The organism is Streptomyces glaucescens, from assembly GCF_000761215.1.
GTDB classification, from domain to species: Bacteria; Actinomycetota; Actinomycetes; order Streptomycetales; family Streptomycetaceae; genus Streptomyces; species Streptomyces glaucescens_B.
In genome coordinates this window covers 2,552,974-2,570,635 of the sequence record NZ_CP009438.1, presented here as the reverse complement: position 1 = coordinate 2,570,635, position 17,662 = coordinate 2,552,974, and the positions used below count along the sequence as shown (strand labels likewise).

Annotated in this window: 13 protein-coding genes; 4 read left to right on the top strand and 9 right to left on the bottom strand. The window is 76.2% G+C overall.

The features are described from left to right. Window positions 1-74 precede the first annotated feature (74 nt). Window positions 75-3,701, top strand: coding sequence for a S8 family serine peptidase (locus SGLAU_RS11070; protein WP_043500649.1), 3,627 nt, complete (start codon window positions 75-77; stop codon window positions 3,699-3,701). 99 nt (window positions 3,702-3,800) lie between these two features. Here the strand turns inward: SGLAU_RS11070 and SGLAU_RS11065 are convergent, their stop codons facing one another. Both SGLAU_RS11065 and SGLAU_RS11060 read right to left on the bottom strand, forming a co-directional pair. Continuing rightward, a complete protein-coding gene (locus SGLAU_RS11065; protein WP_043500648.1) occupies window positions 3,801-5,165 on the bottom strand; it encodes a carboxyl transferase domain-containing protein in 1,365 nt (454 codons plus the stop codon). Further along, window positions 5,158-6,606 (bottom strand): acyl-CoA synthetase, encoded by a 1,449-nt coding sequence (locus SGLAU_RS11060; RefSeq protein ID WP_043500645.1) that lies wholly within the window; start codon window positions 6,604-6,606, stop codon window positions 5,158-5,160. The genes SGLAU_RS11065 and SGLAU_RS11060 overlap by 8 nt, the downstream gene beginning before the upstream one ends. Before the next feature lie 147 nt (window positions 6,607-6,753). Between SGLAU_RS11060 and SGLAU_RS11055 the strand changes: the two genes are divergently transcribed. After that, a complete protein-coding gene (locus SGLAU_RS11055) occupies window positions 6,754-7,680 on the top strand; it encodes an ATP-grasp domain-containing protein (RefSeq protein WP_052413709.1) in 927 nt (308 codons plus the stop codon). 4 nt (window positions 7,681-7,684) lie between these two features. Here the strand turns inward: SGLAU_RS11055 and SGLAU_RS11050 are convergent, their stop codons facing one another. The 3 genes from SGLAU_RS11050 to SGLAU_RS11040 all read right to left on the bottom strand — a co-directional run bounded on the left by SGLAU_RS11050 (window position 7,685) and on the right by SGLAU_RS11040 (window position 10,126). After that, window positions 7,685-8,449 (bottom strand): hypothetical protein, encoded by a 765-nt coding sequence (locus SGLAU_RS11050; protein ID WP_043506487.1) that lies wholly within the window; start codon window positions 8,447-8,449, stop codon window positions 7,685-7,687. Between the two features lie 358 nt (window positions 8,450-8,807). Next, entirely contained in the window at window positions 8,808-9,338 is a 531-nt protein-coding gene (locus SGLAU_RS11045; protein WP_043500643.1) for a hypothetical protein, read from the bottom strand. Between the two features lie 194 nt (window positions 9,339-9,532). Next, window positions 9,533-10,126, bottom strand: a complete 594-nt coding sequence (locus tag SGLAU_RS11040; RefSeq protein ID WP_043500641.1) for a hypothetical protein — start codon at window positions 10,124-10,126, stop codon at window positions 9,533-9,535. Window positions 10,127-10,409: 283 nt separating this feature from the next. On the opposite strand from SGLAU_RS11040, the gene SGLAU_RS11035 reads away from it, so the two are divergent. Together SGLAU_RS11035 and SGLAU_RS11030 are read left to right on the top strand one after the other, a co-directional pair. Next, window positions 10,410-11,186 carry an IclR family transcriptional regulator gene (locus tag SGLAU_RS11035; RefSeq protein ID WP_043500639.1) on the top strand — a complete coding sequence of 259 codons (777 nt, stop codon included), beginning with the start codon at window positions 10,410-10,412 and terminating at the stop codon, window positions 11,184-11,186. Beyond that, window positions 11,183-12,028, top strand: coding sequence for an SMP-30/gluconolactonase/LRE family protein (locus tag SGLAU_RS11030; RefSeq protein WP_043500637.1), 846 nt, complete (start codon window positions 11,183-11,185; stop codon window positions 12,026-12,028). The genes SGLAU_RS11035 and SGLAU_RS11030 overlap by 4 nt, the downstream gene beginning before the upstream one ends. A 465-nt stretch (window positions 12,029-12,493) precedes the next feature. Here SGLAU_RS11030 and SGLAU_RS11025 read toward each other — a convergent pair whose 3' ends face one another. The 4 genes from SGLAU_RS11025 to SGLAU_RS11010 form a co-directional block, all read right to left on the bottom strand. Then, window positions 12,494-13,906, bottom strand: coding sequence for an FAD-dependent monooxygenase (locus SGLAU_RS11025; protein ID WP_078957675.1), 1,413 nt, complete (start codon window positions 13,904-13,906; stop codon window positions 12,494-12,496). A 62-nt stretch (window positions 13,907-13,968) separates the two neighbouring features. Further along, window positions 13,969-15,144: an MAB_1171c family putative transporter gene (locus SGLAU_RS11020; RefSeq protein ID WP_043500633.1), complete on the bottom strand. Its 1,176-nt coding sequence runs from the start codon at window positions 15,142-15,144 to the stop codon at window positions 13,969-13,971. Next, window positions 15,141-16,325 (bottom strand): MAB_1171c family putative transporter, encoded by a 1,185-nt coding sequence (locus SGLAU_RS11015; protein WP_052413707.1) that lies wholly within the window; start codon window positions 16,323-16,325, stop codon window positions 15,141-15,143. Before SGLAU_RS11015 ends, SGLAU_RS11020 begins: the two co-directional genes overlap by 4 nt. Further along, window positions 16,322-16,831: a hypothetical protein gene (locus SGLAU_RS11010; RefSeq protein ID WP_043500630.1), complete on the bottom strand. Its 510-nt coding sequence runs from the start codon at window positions 16,829-16,831 to the stop codon at window positions 16,322-16,324. The genes SGLAU_RS11015 and SGLAU_RS11010 overlap by 4 nt, the downstream gene beginning before the upstream one ends. Window positions 16,832-17,662: the final 831 nt, after the last annotated feature.

Below are 17,662 nucleotides of genomic sequence, written 5' to 3'. Positions count from 1 at the left end.
CCACGTCCGGCCGCCTCCCTCGCGGCACGCGTGACCCGACACTCGTCCCACCACTCCATCGAGAGAGGCTCGGGATGATCAGAGGACCAGTCGGACGCGGGGCGGCGCTCCTGTCGGCGGGGCTCGTGCTCCCGCTGCTGCCGGCCGCGCAGGCGGACGCGGCGGACGCGGCGGGCGGTACGGCGGCGGCCCCGGCGGTCACCCGGACGGCGAGCGCCGCCCGGACCGTCACCCTCGTCACCGGCGACCGGGTGACCGTCACCGACCTCGGCGGCGGGAGGAAGGCCGTCGAGGTCGAACGGCCCGCGGGCGCCACCGGCGCGGTGCGCACCCGCGGCGCGAACGGCGCCCTGAGCGTCGTACCGGACGAGGCACTGCCGTACCTGCGCGCGGGCACGCTCGACGAACGGCTCTTCGACGTCGGCGCGTTGCTGCGGCAAGGACTCGGCGACGACCGGTCGGACGCGCTGCCGTTGATCGTGACGTACGAGAAGGGCGCGCGGGCCGTCACCCCGCGCGGCGCCGCACGGACCCGCGCGCTGCCCTCGGTGCGCGGGGCCGCCGTCGCGGCCGGCAGGGGCCGGGTGTTCTGGCGGGAGTTCACCCGGCCGGGCACCGGGATCGACCGGGTCTGGCTGGACGGGCGGGTCACCGCCGACATGGCCGAAAGCAACGCCCAGATCGGCACCCCGGCCGCCTGGCAGGCCGGGCTCACCGGCGAGGGCGTCACCGTCGCCGTCCTCGACAGCGGGGTGGACGCGAGCCACCCCGACCTGGCGGGGCGGATAACGGCGAGCCGCAGTTTCGTCGAGGGCGAGGAGATCGCCGACCGCAACGGCCACGGCACCCATGTCGCGTCCACCGTCGGCGGCAGCGGCGCCGCCTCCGGCGGCACGGAGCGCGGCGTCGCCCCCGGTGCGGACCTCGCCGTCGGCAAGGTGCTCGGCGACCAGGGTTCGGGCAGCGAGTCGCAGATCATCGCCGGGATGGAGTGGGCGGCCCGCGAGGTGGGCGCCGACATCGTCTCCATGAGCCTCGGCTCCACCGAGCCCAGCGACGGCACCGACCCCATGGCGCAGGCGGTGAACACCCTCTCCGCGCAGACCGGTGCCCTGTTCGTCGTCGCCGCCGGAAACACCGGCGCGCCCTCCTCGATCGGCTCGCCCGGCGCCGCCGACGCGGCCCTCACGGTCGGCGCGGTCGACGCCGCCGACACGGCCGCCCCCTTCACCAGCGCGGGCCCGCGCCATGGCGACCACGCCCTGAAGCCGGACCTGGCCGCCCCCGGTGTCGGCATCCTCGCCGCCCGCTCCTCGCTGAGCGAGGGCAGCGGCGCCTACACCGCCATGAGCGGTACGTCGATGGCGGTGCCGCACGTCGCCGGGGCGGCCGCGCTGCTCGCCGAACGGCACCCCGAGTGGACGGGCGCCCGGCTGAAGGACGCGCTGCTGTCGACGTCCGCGCCGCTGGACGCGTCCGCGTACACGCTGGGCGCGGGCCGGGTCAGCGTGCCGGACGCGGTGCGGGCGCGGGTCACCGCGACGGGCAGCGTGGACTTCGGCTTCTTCCGCTGGCCGTACGAGGCGAACGAGCCCGTCACGAGGACCGTCACCTACGCCAACTCAGGTGACGAGCCGGTCACGCTTGAGCTGTCCGTGCGGGGCGCGGACGGGGTCGCCACCCTCGCCGACGCCACGCTCACCGTCCCCGCGCACGGCACCGCGTCCACCACGGTGACCGGGGACGGGGCCCGGGCGCCGGCCGGGAACACCAGCGGGCGGATCGTGGCCGCCGTCGCCGGGACGCCGGTGGCGCACACCGTGTTCGGCCTGGTCAAGGAGGAGGAGCGGTACACGCTCACGGTCCACGTCAAGGACCGTGACGGCGCCGGCGACGCCGCGGACCTCGTCGTGCAGCGGCTCGCCGCGACCGCGGAGCCCGTCCCGGCGCACGTCGGCGCCTCCGGCACGCTGCGGCTGCGGCTCGCGCCCGGGACGTACAGTGTGACGTCCTTCCTCGACGTGCGCGGCGGCCACGGCGCCGACTCGCTCGGCCTCGGCTTCCTCGCGGACCCCGAGATCGTCCTCGACCGGGACCGCGAGGTCACCCTCGACGGACGGCGGTTGCGGCAGATCACGGCCGAGGTCGGCCGGCGCACGCAGACCCGGCAGCTGCTCATGGAGTACGACCGCCGCGCGCACGGCGCCGAGCTGTTCGGCGCGGTGATGGTGCCGGTGACGTACGACAGCGTCTTCGCGGCGCCCACCCGGAAGGTCACCCGGGGCAGCTTCGAGTACCGGACCGTGTGGCGGCTCGGCAAGCCGCCGCTGGCGGTGCGGGGCGTCGGCGAGGCGCTGGCCCAGTCCGGCGGCACCCTCGCCGAGGGCCGGGTGCGGCTGCCCCTGGCGGACGTCGGCCGCGGCCCGCTGACCGGGGTGCGGGGCAAGGCGGTGCTGGCCGAGCTGACCGAGGGCACCGAACCGGCCGCGCTCGCCGCGGCGGCCGAGGACGCGGGCGTCGCCGCGCTGTTCGTGACGGACGACGCGCCGGGCCGGCTGAACGCCTGGTGGGGCTCCGACGACGGCGGCGACCGCCCGTTCCCGATCGCCACGGTCGGCGCGGCGGACGCGCGGCGCCTGCGGGACGCCGGGCGGGTCGACATGACCGGCACGAAGAACACGCCGTACGTCTACGACCTGTCGAAGGGCTACCCGGGCGCCGTGCCGGACCGCGACCTGACCTACCGGCCCGGCCGTGAACTGGCCGCCGTGCGGGCCGGGTTCCACGCGGCGCGGCCGGTCTCCGGCGCGGAGTTCCGCTACTCGATCACCGGCACCTTCCCCATCGGTGTCGGCTTCAAGGAGCGGATCGACTACCCGGCCGAACGCACCGATCACGTCTCCACCGGCCCCGGACAGCTGTGGCACGAGTCGGTGGACCTCGGGGCCGGCGAGCTGGAGCAGCGCAGCGGACTCGTCCGCTACCGGGGCGGCACCCGGCCCGCGCTGGACTGGTTCAAGCCGGTCTGGCACCCCTGGCTCGGCACCGGCCTCGGCTGGGGCCAGGAGCGCACCGGCGGCCGGCTCTCCTTCAACACCCCCGGCTGGGGCGACTCGGGGCCCGACCACACCGGTTTCGGCGACGTGTGGAGCGAGGAGAGCGGCATGTCCCAGACCACGGCGGTGTACCTCGACGGGGAGCTCGTCGACCGGCGCACCGGCAGCACCGCGTACGTGGGGGACGCGCCCGCCGAGGAGCGGACGTACACCGTGGTCACCGACACCGCGCTCGACCCGGCCCGCTGGCCGGCCGCCACCGAGGGGCACACCGAGTGGACCTTCCGCTCGGCCGGGACACCGGAGGACCGGCGCACCGTCCTGCCGCTGATCAACCTCGGTTTCGGCCTCGGCACCGACCTCGCGGGCACGGTGCCCGAGGGCCGGCTGCCGGTGCGGGTGCACGCCGAGTACGTGCGGGGCGCGGCGGGCACCGGGACGCTCGGCGGCGGCACCCTCGACGTGTCGTACGACGAGGGCGTGACCTGGCGGGAGGTGCCGCTCGGCGAGGCCGGTCCGGCCGCCTGGCGCGGCACGCTGCACGTGCCGGAGGGCGCGGCTTCGGTCTCGCTGCGGGCCTCGGCACGGGACGACCGGGGCGGGTCGGTGGTCCAGGAGATCGTCCGGGCGGTCACCGTGCGCTGACCGGCCGCCGGCGGCGGACGGCGCCGCCGCTCCCCGGGACGGGGCGGCGGCGCCTCGGCGTACCATTCGGACCGCCGGCCGCGGCCCGCAGCGGGGCGGTCACCCGGTCCCGGGGAACGGCTGCTCGCCCGTCCGCACCCGGGCCACGCCCAGGCGCTCCAGGTCCTGCGGCCGGATGAGGAGCTGGTCCGCCGTCGCCGCCACCCGCGTGACGGGCCGCTTGAGGATGGCCGCCGCCAGTTCGGGTGCGATGACGGAGAAGTAGCTGTCCGGCGTGGCCCAGGTGTTGCCGGGGGCCGCGAGGGCCAGCGCCCCGCCCGAACCGCCCTCCCCGATCACCAGCGTCGTCAGAGGTGTCCGCGCGCCGGCCACCGCCGCGAACACCTCCGCGATCGCCGCCCCCGCCCCCTGCCGCTCCGCCTCCGCGTCGTTGGCCGCACCCGGCGTGTCCACCAGCGTCAGCACCGGGATGCCCAGCCGGTCCGCGAGCCGGATCAGCCGCGCGGCGGTGCGGAAGCCGGCGGGCCGGGTCGCCGTGCCGGTCTGCGCGGCGTAGGCCACGGTGCGTCCCTCGTGCGCGCCGAAGCCGCACAGCATGCCGTCGTCGGTGCCGCCGCAGCGGTCGCCGCGGATCGCGACCCGCTCGGTGAAGTAGGCGTCGAGGTAGTGCCCGGCGCGCGGACGGCCGGGCGCGCGGGCGCGCAGCACCGCGTCCCAGCCCGAGGCGGGCGGTTCGGTGCGGCCGAGGGGGAGGGGCGGGGGAGCGGGCTCGCCGGCCGGGGCGGCGGCCGGGGCGGTGAGCAGGCGCAGCCAGCGGCCCAGGAGCGGCCGCAGCCCTTCGGCCGGGACCACGGCGTCGGCCGCGCCGGCCGCGAGCTGCGCCTCGGCCGTGTACGCCGCCGGGTCGGCGTCCGCCGGGCGCACCCGGGAGCCCGCGAACCCCACCTGGGCGCCCTCCAGGGCGAGCACCACGTCCGCGCCCGCGCCGAGCGTGGCCCAGCCGCCACCGGTGGTCGGATCGCGCAGTACGGCGATCTGCGGCAGCCCGGCCTCCCGGGTCAGCACCGACTGGCGGGCCACCCGCTGGAGCTGGGTGAGCGCGCGCATGCCCTCCTGCATCCGGCTGCCGCCGGTGGCGATCAGCGGCACCACCGGCAGCCGGTGCTCGCGCGCGTAGGTGTACGCCGCCTCCAGCCGGTCCCCGGTGCGCTCGCCCAGCGAGCCGCCGAGGAAGCCGAACTCGAAGGCGATCAGCACCGCCCGGCCGCCCTCGACCTCGGCGGTGCCGCACACCACCGACTCCGCCTCGCCGGTGCGCTCGGCGGCGCGGGCCCGGGAGGCGTCGTAGCCCTGCCAGCCGAGGGGGCCGTCGGGCGCGTAGTCCCTCATGGCGCAGGGCAGTTCCGCGAAGCGGTCGGCGACGAGGGCGATGGCATCACGGGCGCTCGGACGGCGTTCAGCCACGGCCCAGCGCCCGCTTCATGATCTTGCCCATGTCGTTGCGGGGCAGGACGTCGAGGTGGCGGACCACCCGGGGCCGCTTGTGCGGGGCGAGTCGCCGGGCGACGTGGTCCGCCAACTCGTCCGCCTCGGGCGGGCGTTCGCGGTCGGCGGGCACGATCCAGGCGACGATCCGCTCGCCCAGGTCCGGGTCGGGCTCCCCGGTGACGGCGGCCTCCCGCACCCCCGGATGCTCCAGCAGGGCGTTCTCGATCTCCCCGGCGCCGATCTTGTACCCGCCGCTCTTGATCAGGTCCGTCGCCTTGCGGCCCACGATCCGGACCTGGCCGTCGGGGTCCCGCACCGCCATGTCCCCGGTACGGAACCAGCCGTCGGCGGTGAACGCGGCGGCCGTGGCGTCGGGCCGGTTCAGGTACTCGGTGAACAGGTTGGGGCCGCGCACCTGGATCTCGCCGACGGTCTCCCCGTCGTACGCGGACACCTCCGACCCGTCCTCCTCCACCAGCCGCAGCTCCACCCCCGGCAGCGGCACCCCCACCGTCCCGGGCCGGGCCTCGCCGTCGGCGCGGACGCTGGTGTTCATCAGCGTCTCCGTCATGCCGTACCGCTCGATCACCCGCCGCCCCGTCGCCGCCGCGATCCGCTCGTGGTCGTGCACCGGCAGCGCGGCCGACCCGGAGACCAGCAGCCGGGCGCCGGACAGCGCCTCCACCAGCCCGGGGTCCCCCGGCAGCGCCTCCGCGATCCGGTGGTACATCGTCGGCACCCCGAACAGCATGGTCGCGCCCGAGCCGAGCTCGGCCGCCACCCCCTCGGTGGTGAACCGCCCGAGGTGCCGCACGGCGCCGCCCCGGCGCAGCGGGCCGAGGACACCCAGCACCAGCCCGTGCACGTGGAACAGCGGCAGCCCCTGCACCAGCACGTCGTCCCCGGTCCACTGCCAGGCGTCCGCGAGCGCGTCCAGGGTGGCGGCGATCGCCCGGCGCGGGATGACGGCGCCCTTGGGCGGGCCGGTGGTGCCGGAGGTGTAGACGACGAGCGCCGGGTCGCCGTCGCCGGCGGTCTCCTCCGGGCGGGCGCCCACGGCGGTGACGTCGACATCGATCCGCGCGGGCCCGGCGAGCGCGGCGGGCAGGTCGTCACCGGGTGCGGCCAGTACGGCGGCGGGCGCGCTGTCGCCCAGCACGTGCTCCAGCTCCCGCTCCCCGGACCTCGGGTTCAGCGGCACCACGGGCACCCCCGCGAGGAGGGCGCCCACCGTCCCGACGGCCGTCTCCAGCTCCGGCGTCGCCCACACGGCGACCCGCCCGGCGCCCCGCACCCGCTGGGCCACCGCACCGGCGGCCGAGGCGAGCTGGGCGTAGGTCAGGGACCGCGGGCCGAACCGGAGGGCGGGGCGCGCGCCTGCGGCGCCGTCGGCGAGCGCGGGGAAGAGAGAGGACACGCGGCGTACTCCTTGGCCGTCGGGACGGGCTGTCGGGGTCGGCATACCCGTTCGTTCCTATCAGGCCGCCGCCTCCCGCACTGTTCCGGCCGCGGGAGCGTTGTTAGCCTGCGCCCGGTCAGCCGTCGTCCGGAGGGAAATGCCGCCATGCCGTCCCGTATAGCCCTGGTCACCTGCCGTCCCGGACCGGAAGTGGCCGTCGACCGGGATCTGCCGGCACTGGAACGCGCGCTGCGGGAGGCGGGCGCGGACACCCGGGTCGTGGCGTGGGACGACCAGGGCGCCGACTGGTCCGCCTTCGACCTCGCGCTGATCCGGTCCACCTGGGACTACAGCTGGCGGGCGCAGGAGTTCCTGGAGTGGGCCGAGAAGTGCCAGGCGCTCACGCGGCTGGCGAACCCGGCGGACGTGGTGCGGTGGAACGCCGACAAGCGCTACCTCGGGGAACTCGCGGAGGCCGGGGTGCCGACCGTGCCCACCCGGTACATCGCCCCCGGCGAGCGCCCCGACCTGCCGGACGACCACGAGTACGTCGTCAAGCCCACCTCCGGCGCCGGCGCCCGGTTCGCCGCCCGCTACACCCCGGATCAGCGGGAGACCGCCGTACGGCAGCTGGCGCGGATGCACGAGGAAGGGTTCACCGCGATGGTGCAGCCCTATCTGCGGGCCGTCGACGTCACCGGGGAGCGGGCGCTGCAGTTCTTCGGCGGCTCGCTGCTGCACGCCAGCCGCAAGGGGGCCGTCCTCACGCCGGGGACGGCCTACGACGCGCCGAAGGTGCCGCATCCGGGGGTGGCGGCGTGGCAGCCGAGCGCCGCCGAACTGGCGGTCGCCGAACGGGCCCTGGCCGCCGTCCCCGACCCGGCCCGGCTGCTGTACGCGCGCGTCGACCTGGTGGACGGGGAGGACGGCCGGCCCGTCGTCATGGAACTGGAGCTGGTGGAACCGAACTTGTTCCTCGGCCTGCACCCGGTGTCGATGGCGCGGGTGGTCGAGGCGGTGCTGGGCGCGGCGGGACGAGGCCCGGGACCGCGCCCTCCGGCCGCTCGGCCCGCTGCCCGAACGGCCGGTTGACCGGCTACTCGACGAGGACGGCGTCACCGACGGCGACGACCCCGTTGACGGTGGCGGAGTCACCCGCGTAGTACCAGCGCCAGGCGCCGGAGGTCTCCGCGGTCACCGTGGTCTTCAGCGCGCCGCCGCTGCCGGTGTCGACCGTCTTCACCGTGGCGTAGGAGCCGCCGTCGGGACGGAACTGCAGCGCCACCGGCCGGCCTGCCTGCCCGGTGTAGGTGTGGGTGGTCCAGTCGGCGTGGGCGAGCTTGCCGGTGATGGTCAGGGTCCTGCCCTTGGCGACCGGCTCGGGGGCGGCGTCGGTGTGGGCCAGGGTGGAGGCGCGCAGCACCTTCGTCGGGTACAGGCCGCCCTTGCCGGCCACGTTGTGGTCCGCGTCGGTCGCCTGGAGGTAGACGTGCCAGGTGCCGGCGACCCCGTTGTCGACGAGCGACTTCGGGTCGATGGCCAGCGTCTGCACGCAGCGCGCGACGGTGTCGCTCAGGTCCCGGCAGGTCGGCTCGCTCACCGGCCGGCTCTGGGCGCTGCGCGTGTCGAGGCCCCCCGCGTAGAGGGTCGCCGCGGAGGTGTACAGCTCGTGGGTGTGGTGGACGTTGTAGTGCACGCGGAACTGCTTCGGCGTGCCGGTGCCCACGACCAGCGGCTGACCGCTGTTGATGGCGACGCTGGAGAAGGTGAGGGGGTTCTCCTCCGCCTGGGCCGCCGGGACGGCGAGCGCGGAAAGAGCCAGGGCGCCGCAGAGGGCGCCCACGAAGGAGCGAATGCGCATGATGATCCCCACACTGAAGCCCGCCGGAACCCTCCCGGCCGGGATAGTTTGAATGTGAAGATCTTATGAGCCGCCGGGGTGGCCGGGGCGGATGTCCTGGCTGCCTGTTACGCAGCCAGGACATCCCGGTGACCGCACCGCACCACACGGACCGCCGGGCGGGGACCCGGACCTCGACGAGGTGGCCCGCGCCGCGTCCGACCCCGCGGAGCCGGCGTGGGCGCACCCGTCCCCGGGGGGCCGGGGACCGCGACCGGACGACCCGGGCCGGGGAGCCGGGCTCCGGTCCCGTGTCGCGGCTCGGGCCGGGACGCACGGTCCCGGGCGACGCCGGGTCCCCGGGCGGACGCCGGACGCCCTACCCCGCCCACTCCCGCAGCAGCCGCTCCCGCTCCGCGGCCCGGGGCGTCCCCTCGTCCTCCCGCGTACGGCCCCACTCCGACATCGCCGCCAGCGTCGTGGCCATCGTCGCGGCGCCCTCCGTGAGGCGGGACAGGACGGTGTGGGACAGGTCGGCCTCCGCCGGGGAGTAGCCGACAGCCGCGGCCGCGTAGGCGGTCAGCGCGTGTGCGCCGCCCGGCGACTCCACGCGCACCGTCATCGACGCCGGGCCCTGGTCCGTCTGGCTCGGGCCGATGGGCAGGGCCAGGTTCGTCACCATGTCGACGGCCAGGTCCCTGACCAGGCCGACCTGCCGCTTGAGGGACTTCACCGGGACGCCCGTCACCGTCAGCTCCCGTATGTCCTCCCACAGATGGAGGCCGGACTGCCGCTCTCCGAGGGCCAGCACACCCTCGGGGGTCAGACGCACCCCGGGAGCCAGCCCGGACGGCTTCGCCCCCACGTACACGTCGCCCTCGACGATCCAGAACAGGCCCACCATGGCCATGAGTCGCTCACTTCCCCCGAGTCCGGCACCACCGCGGGACCGCACCTCGTACGATCGGTCGTCCCTGCGAACGCACGACGGCGCGGCGAAGTTCCGCAGGCCGCCCGGGGAGTGGCGGCGGGGCGGCCGGCGGGGCGGCCGGCGGGGGGAGTGGCCGTCGCGGGGGAGCGGCCGGCGGCGGGCCGGGCACCTGCTCAGCCCGGCTTCGGCGGGACCGGGGCGGGCGGCGACAGCACCCGCTGGAACAGCCCCCAGGTGAACTCGGCCACGGCCTCCTCCCCGCCCGGCCCCGTGAGGACGAGGCCCCAGCGGGTCGGAGCCGTGCCCTGGAGGGGGCGGGCGGGGGCGAAGGCACGGGCGGCCTCGTCGATGGTGCAGGACCAGGGAGTGAGGTCGGCGAGGGTGCGCAGGGCCGGAGCAGCGGCGCCCGGGGCACGCACCAGCCACTCGTTCCAGACCGCGCCGCCCGCACCGGCCAGCACCTCGAAGCGCAGGTCCGGCCAGAGGGGGACCGGCCACTGCCAGGCCTCGCACTCCAGGTCGCCGATGCGACGGGGAGTGCGGGACTCCGGGGCGCCGAGGACGGAGCGGTAGCGGCCGGCGGCCGTCCGGCCCCGCGGCGAGCGGACCATGGCCTGCCAGCGTCTGTTCGCCTCCCGCATGTCGGTCAGGGAGACCCCGAGCGCGCGGCGGGCGTCGGCCACCAGGTCGGGGTTGTGGTCGGCCATCCGGCGCAGCAGGACCAGCTGGAAGTCGAGGGGGGTGAAGGGGGGCCGGGTGCCGCTCATGGGGCGAGTGTCGCAGACGGGCTCGGACGTACGGGACCGTGCTCGCCGAACCGGCCGGGCTCCAGGGCGGTTCGGCGGACGCGCCCCGGTACGAGCCCCCGGGACACGGCAGCACGGGGGCGCGGTTCGCGCCCGGGCTCGTGCCGCCGGCGTCGAAACCCGGCTCGAGAAGCGGGCCCAGGGTGCTGCGGCCGAAGCATTGCCCCGCCGAAGGCTCCATGAGTAGCCTGTGTTCGCTATTACGACCATCAGTTGAAATCTCGAACACAGGGAGGGGTCGGCCGTGGGACGTCTCGTACCTGCCGTGACCCGGGCTCTCGACATCCTGGAACTGTTCCTCGACGGTGACGGGACGCTCTCCGCCCCCGACATCGTGCGCAGGCTCCAGCTGCCCCGCACCACCGTCCACGAGCTGGTCACCACGCTCGCCGCCCGGTCGTACATCGTCCAGGTGCCCGGCCAGCCCGGACGCTACCGGCTGGGCGTGCGCCCGTACCAGCTCGGCAGCCGCTACGCCGAACAGCTCGACCTCGCCGCCGAGGGCCAGCACGTCGCCCGGAGCGTCGCCGAGACCTGCGACGAGACCGTGCACGTCGCCATCCTCGAAGGCACCGACGTCATCTACATCGCCAAGGTCGACTCCACCCACGCGGTGCGCATGGTCTCCGCCGCCGGCCGCCGCCTGCCGGCCCACTGCACCTCCGTCGGCAAGATGCTGCTCGCCTCCCTCCCCGAACCGGAACTCGCCGCCCGCGTCCCCGACGACGCGGAGCTGGTCGCGATGACACCGAACAGCATCACCGAGCCGGCCGCGCTGCGGGAGGCCCTGGCCGAGATCCGCCACCGCGGGATCGCCGTGGAGAGCCGCGAGTCCAACCCGGACGTCAGCTGCGTGGCCGCGCCGGTCCGCGACCGCACCGGGAAGGTGGTCGCCGCGCTCTCCATCTCCGTGCCGATGATCCGCTGGAGCGAGGAGCGCCGCGCCGAACTCGAACAGCTCGCCGCCAAGGGTGCCGCCGAACTCTCCGAGCGGCTCGGCCACCGGGGCGTGGCGGCGTGACGGCGTACGAGGTCGCGGTACGCGCCGAGGCCACCCTCGGCGAAGGCCCCACCTGGGACGCCGCCGGTGACCGCCTGCTGTGGATCGACATCCTCGGCTCCCGGCTGCACACCTGGGAACCGGGCACCGGCCGCCGCACGGTCCGCACCACCGGGCAGCACATCGGCGCGGTCAAGCCGCGGGCGGGCGGCGGTCTCGTCCTCAACCTCCGTGACGGCGTCGGCCTCCTCGACCCCGACGGCGCCTTCCGCTGGCTGCACCACGAGCCGGTCCCCGGCCGCCGCGCCAACGACGCGGCCGTCGCCCCCGACGGCGCGCTGTGGGCGGGCACCATGCGCTACGACGAGGCGCCCGGCGGCGGCACGCTGTCCAGGCTCACCGGCGACGGCACGGTGGACGTCGTCCTGGACGACGTGACCGTCAGCAACGGCACGGGCTGGAGCCCGGACGGGCGCCTGATGTACTACGTCGACACCCCGACCCGCCGCATCGACGTCTTCGACGTCGAGGGCACCCGGGTGACCGGGCGCCGCCCCCTCGCCGAGATCGAGGAGGGCGCGGGCTTCCCGGACGGCCTCACCGTCGACGCGGAGGGCTGTGTGTGGGTGGCGCTGTGGGACGGCGGGGCGGTCCGCCGCTACACGCCCGGCGGCGAGCTGGACCGGGTCGTCCCGCTGCCGACTCCCCGCGTCACGGCGTGCGCGTTCGGGGGGCCCGACCTCAGGGACCTGTACGTCACGACGGCCCGCGTGGGCCTGACCGCCCCGCACCCCCTGGCGGGCTCCCTCCTGGTGATCCCGGGGGCGGGCCAGGGGTTCGCGCAGGGGGTGTTCGCGGGCTAGCGGCCGCCGCCGGCCGCGCGTGGCCCCCCCCGGGCGGGGGCGGGCCGGTGGGGGGCTGGTCGCGCGGTTCCCCGCGCCTCTGGGGCGGGTTGCGGCGGTGTGCGCGGTGCGGGCCGGTGCCGGCCACCGCGCCGCTTCCCGCGCCCCTGCGGTGCGTTGTGGTGGTTGGGTGCGGGTGCGGGTGCGGGTGCGGGTGCGGGTGCGGGTGCGGGTGCGGGTGCGGGTCGGGTGCGGGTGCGGGCCGGTGCCGCGCCGCTTCCCGCGCTCCTGCGGTGGGTGGCCGGGCAGGTCCCGCCGCCGGGCCGGCGGGCCGCCGGCCGGTCCCCGGGGCCAGGGCCCGTCGTCCGGATCATCCCGTCGCCGCGGGGTCCGGCACGCACATCTGCCGCGTGTCGTCACGCGCCGAAGCTCCGTTTCGGCTCCCTCCTCCGTCGTGCAGCTGCACGTACCGGAAGGCGCCGCACCTCACGGCCGGCCGGATCCGGACGACAGGCCCTGGGCGAGGCCGGCCGCCCTGAGTTCGCCGGGGCTCAGGGGCGGTGCGGACAGGGGGCGTTTCACCGGGCCGAGCGCCGCCGCGAGGACCGCGGCGGGCCGCAGCAGCCGTTCCGGCCCCGCGGTCATGCTGCTGACGTCCCAGACGGCGGACGCGGCGCTGTGGGAACCGGTCATGGCGCGGGTCATCCGGCGGGTGTACGCGGTGACGAGGCGGTCCGCGAGGCCCGGGGTGCCGCCGCGGGTGCCGGGGTACCAGATGTCCTGGCCGACCGCCATGGTCCAGGCGGCGTGCACCGCCCCGGCGGCCCCGCGCTGCGCCCGCCGGGCGACGCCGGGCCCGGTGAGTCCGGCGCGGTGCAGTTCGCGGGCGAGGGCGCGCGCGCCGAGCGCGGCCACCGACATGCCCTGCCCGTAGGCCGGGTTGAAGGTGGCCAGCGCGTCCCCGAGGACGACGAACCGCTCCGGCCAGTGGCGGGTCTTCTCCAGGTAGCGCCGGTGGTTGCTGGTGCTGCGGCTGACGTGGACGTCGGTGAGCGGTTCGGCGCGGGAGATCAGCCGGCCCACGAGGGGGTGGGGCAGGTCGAGGGCGTAGCGCAGGAAGGCGTCGGGGTCGGACGGGGGTTCGCCGCCGCGGGTGCCGGCGAGGCTCGCCATCCAGCGGCCGCCCTCGATGGGCAGGACCATCCCGCTGCGGCCCGGCCGGGACCCGTAGGGGTCGGCGTGCAGGACGGTGACGGGGAAGTCCTCGGCGCCCTCGGGTATGCGGTAGACGCGCGTGGCGTTGACCAGGCCGGCGTCGACGGTCCGGACGCGGACGCCGGTGACGCCCAGCGCCCGCAGCCAGGTGTCCACCCGGGAGCCGCGCCCGCTCGCGTCGACGACGAAGTCGGCGTCGAGGTCCTCGCTGCCGCTCGGCGTCGACACCCGTACGCCGGTGACCCGCCATGTGTCGCCGGTCAGTTCGACGACCTGTCCTTTGCGTACCTTCACCCCGGTGTGCGCCGGTACGGCCTCCCGCACCACCCAGTCGAGCAGGGCGCGGCTGCACGCCAGCGTGTGCGGTCCCGGCCCCTGCCAGCGCCGCAGCCAGCCCTCCGAGGTCAGCGACACCATGCCGGAGGCGAGCGAGACCTCCCTGGCGCCCGCGGCGAGCAGCCGGTCCCGCAGGCCGACGCCGGGCAGCAGGTCCTCCATCGCGGCGAGTCCGCCGGCGAGGAGCAGATGGGCGTGGCGGCCCTGCGGGAGTCCCTTGCGGTGCTCGGGCCCGTCGGGCAGGTCGTCGCGGTCCCAGACGACCACCTCGTCGGCGACGGCGGACAGCGCCGCCGCGGCCAGCATCCCGGCCAGTCCGGCACCGATGACGACAGCTCTACGCGACATGGGGCTCCTCGCACTCGGCCGGGACGGCGGGTGACCAGGCGTGGCACCCGGGGAAAGGGCGTTCAGTCCTGGAAGGCCTTCACCGTACCTTCACCTGCCGTGTTCGCGGCAGGAGTCCGGGCGAGGGCCTGTGCCAGTTCCACCAGGGCGCCCGGGCCGGACACCTCGGTGGCGTGCAGCCGGTGGCCGCTGGGCGCGGGCAGCGGCGCCTGCCGGGCGGCGGCCCGCCGGGCGGCGGCGTCGAGCATGGCCGCCTCGGCCGTGACCCGCGCCTCGTGCGGGGTCCGGCCGCTGTCCAGGGCGGCCGACAGGGCGGTCCGCCGCACCCGGTCGTCGAAGTACGGGGCCAGGGCGAGCAGCGCGTCGTGGATGGCGACCTCGCGCCGGTGCAGCCGTTCCAGTGGCGGCTGCCACCAGGCGGCGGGCGGTTTCGGGGCCGTGGCGACGAACGAGACCCGGGACCACAGCGGTCCGAGCCGGCAGTAGTCGCGCAGCCCGCACCAGTGGGCCACGGCGGCGGGCAGCAGCCTGGGCAGCACGAAGCCGACGGAGCAGACGAGGGCGGCGAGGGAGGCCATCGGCGGGGCGACGTTGGTGGACAGGCCGTCGAGGTCGTGTCCCGTCCAGCGGGCCACGACGGCGGTGTACTTGGTGAGCTGGAAGCCCAGCAGGTCCAGCAGCGCCCCGATCATGATCAGCCGCAGCCCGGCGCGCAGCAGCCCGGTGACCTCGCGGCCCCACTTCAGGCAGACGACGCACATCGCGACCATGGCGGCGGTGTGCCCGACCAGGTACAGCACGATCATCTCGCGCATGTACGGCGTGTTCGCGTAATAGGTGTCGAGGTCGGTCAGCCGCTCGGTGCGCGCGTCGGCGAGCACGAACAGCACGACGATGGCCACGATCAGCGGGCCGTAGGCGGCGATGCTGAACCGGACCATGCGCCGCACCCGTTCGCGGGGCCCGCCGCGCCAGTAGACGAGCAGGATCAGCAGGGAGCAGCTGTACGCGGAGAGCATGCCGTAGGTGAGCGGGGCGCCGAAGTTGGGGACGCCGGTCAGGTCGTTGACGGCGGCCAGGGTCACCGGTGCCGAGCAGCAGAGCACCAGGGCGCCGAGACTGACGGCCACGCACGTGGAGACCGTCAGCGGGTTGCGGTCGACGGTGCCGGGCCGCCGGAACAGGACGACGGCGGCCAGCGCGAGCGCCGCGGCCCCCACGAAGACGACGAGACTCATGCGTGCGAGCTCCGGGCGGCGGCGACCGGCTGCGGCTCGGGCGCGCCGTGCGGGAGGCCGCCGGCGGCGAGGGCGTCGGCGATGTCCACCAGCGCGGCCGGTTCCGGGGCCCGGTCGGGGAAGAGGCCGGGCGGGCAGGGGGGCCGGGTGCCGGCCGCGTCGGCGGCCTCCCGTACGGCCGCCGTGATGACCGTCGCCCAGGCCACGGCGGAGGCCCGCCGGGGGTCGTCCGTCGCGCGCAGCACGGCCCGCAGGGTCCGGTCGTACAGGGCGCAGTCCATGTACGCGTCCAGGTGGCCGAGGGCGTTGTGGATGCTCGTCTGCCGCCACACCAGCCGGGTGGCGGGGGAGGCCCAGCGGGGGCGGGGCAGGCGCAGGGCGTGACGGGTGAGGAGGTCGTCCAGTTCGCGTTCGAGGGGTTCGAGGCGGGCGTAGGTCCGCCGGGTCCGGCGCCAGGCGGTCAGCCGGGGACCGGCGAGCGGGACCAGGATGCCGGTGACGGTCACGACGGCGCCCAGGCCGGCGGCCGCCGGGGAGACGTTGCGGTCCAGCGCCGACCAGTCGCGGCCGGCCCAGTGGGCGGCCACGGCGGCCAGCTTGCTGACGCTGTATCCGGCGCCGCACAGGGTGCCGAGTCCGAGGGTGGCGAGGCCCGCCCGCAGCCAGCCGCGCACCCGGCGGGCCCAGCGCAGGGCGGAGACCGTGGTGACGGCGGACGCGGTGAGGTGGCCCAGCAGGTAGAGCAGGATCATCTCGCGGATGTACGGCGTGCTCGCGTAGTACGTGTCCAGGTCGGTGCGGCGTTCCACGGGTGCCTCGCCGAGGAGGAACGTGACCACGATGCCGGTGACGACGGCCGTGTACGCGAGGACCCAGCGCCGGGCCGTGCGCCGCATCCCCGGCCCGCCGCGCCAGCGGACGACCAGCACCTGGGAGGCGGCGCTGTAGGCGGTGATCGCGACGTACGTCACCGGCGCCGCCAGGTTGGGGACGCCGCTGAGCCGGTTGACGGCGCCGACGGTGGGCGGGGCGCCGAGCAGGAAGCACAGGCCGGCCAGGGCCAGCACGGCGCAGATCGAGCGCAGGTAGGGGTCGTGCCGGTGGCGCAGCAGGTCCGGGGACTTCAGCAGCAGGCCGAGCCAGAGGAGGCCGGCGCTCAGGTAGTTGGTCAGCGCGTTCATCGTCGGGTCCCGCGGTAGTTGAGAGCGGCCCCGATGCGGCCGGCGAGGTCCTGGGTGCCGTCGCCGCGGTCCGCGTACACGGAGTCCGCGGGAGCCTCCAGCCAGGTGCGCAGCCGGCGGCCCATGAGCATGCCGAAGCGGTCGGCCTCCTGCTCGTCGGCGAGGGTGAAGTCGGTGCGGGCGGCGGCGGCGCGCGGGCCGTCCGGACCGGCCGCCGACTGCCGCTGGTGCATGTGCCACAGCTCGTGGCAGAAGATCACGATCTGATGCCATACGGCGGCACGCTTGTCCACGACCACGTCGTCGTGGGTCTCCCCTTCCAGCCAGAGGCCGCTGGCGGTGTACGGCGGGAAGACCTCCCGGTGGACCACGATCTCCCGTCCGCGCCACCGTGTGGCCGCCTCGACGACGGCCTGGAACATGACCTCGGGATCCGCGGGAACCGGCACCCGTATGGAGTCGATGAGGGCGTCGGCGAGACGACGCATCTCCCTGTTCGTTCGCACGGTTCTCCCCGTGGCTGCGCGGGTGTTCGATGCAGCAATATGCCAAGACCGGCCTCGCTTCAGCCACCTCCCGTCAGCCGGGTGGGCAAAGCGGGCCGGGAGGAATGAGGGTGTTACGGACGAAGACGGTCACCGGCCCGGACAACAATGGCCGAAAACCGGAAGCGGCGCCCCGCGCACGCCCTCGCCGGCACCTTCGCCCGCGCCCTCGCGCAAGCCCTCGGGCACGTCCTCGTCCGCACCCTCGCCGGGGGAGCGGCACCCGGCCGGCTCCCGGTCCGTCCCCGCGCCTGCGCCCCGTGCCCGCCCGTCGACGTGCGCCCACCGTCCCGCGGCCCGCGCGGGCCGTACCGCCGTGTGCCGCACCGGTGGACCGCGCGGGCGGGCCGCCGCGGTGCGGCCCCTCTCCCGGCCGGGCGGCCGGCCGGGGGCGCGGGTGCCGTCCGCGGGGGCGCCGGCCCGGGTGCGTACGCGGCCGGCCGCGCCCTGCCGCCCCGGGGCGCCGGACACCGCCGTGACCGGACCCGGGAGTCCCGCCGGGTCCACGCGGCTCGCACGGGCGCGCCGGGCCCTGCTCTCCGCCGCGTCCAGGATCGCCACCGCGGCGGCGAGGGCCTTCACCCGGCCGGCGAGCGGGCCGAGGGCGGCGGGGGCGACGAGGGCGGCGGCGTAGTCCCGCCGCCGTACGCCGCCGTGGAGCGGGCCGGTGCAGTGCCGCTCCCGCTGCCGGGGGCGGGCCGGGGGCGGGGCGGCGGCCTACCGGCCGGGTCACGCGAGTCCCCGCACCGGCCGGTGACTTCCTCTGCCCCGGGGAATCGTCCGGACCGCGGT

Bases quoted from the DNA above. Each gene is read 5' to 3' on its own strand.
- SGLAU_RS11070 (WP_043500649.1), top strand. From the start codon at position 75: ATGATCAGAGGACCAGTCGGACGCGGGGCGGCGCTCCTGTCGGCGGGG.
- SGLAU_RS11055 (WP_052413709.1), top strand. From the start codon at position 6,754: ATGCCGTCCCGTATAGCCCTGGTCACCTGCCGTCCCGGACCGGAAGTG.
- SGLAU_RS11050 (WP_043506487.1), bottom strand. From the start codon at position 8,449: ATGCGCATTCGCTCCTTCGTGGGCGCCCTCTGCGGCGCCCTGGCTCTT.
- SGLAU_RS11045 (WP_043500643.1), bottom strand. From the start codon at position 9,338: ATGGCCATGGTGGGCCTGTTCTGGATCGTCGAGGGCGACGTGTACGTG.
- SGLAU_RS11040 (WP_043500641.1), bottom strand. From the start codon at position 10,126: ATGAGCGGCACCCGGCCCCCCTTCACCCCCCTCGACTTCCAGCTGGTC.
- SGLAU_RS11025 (WP_078957675.1), bottom strand. From the start codon at position 13,906: ATGTCGCGTAGAGCTGTCGTCATCGGTGCCGGACTGGCCGGGATGCTG.
- SGLAU_RS11020 (WP_043500633.1), bottom strand. From the start codon at position 15,144: ATGAGTCTCGTCGTCTTCGTGGGGGCCGCGGCGCTCGCGCTGGCCGCC.
- SGLAU_RS11015 (WP_052413707.1), bottom strand. From the start codon at position 16,325: ATGAACGCGCTGACCAACTACCTGAGCGCCGGCCTCCTCTGGCTCGGC.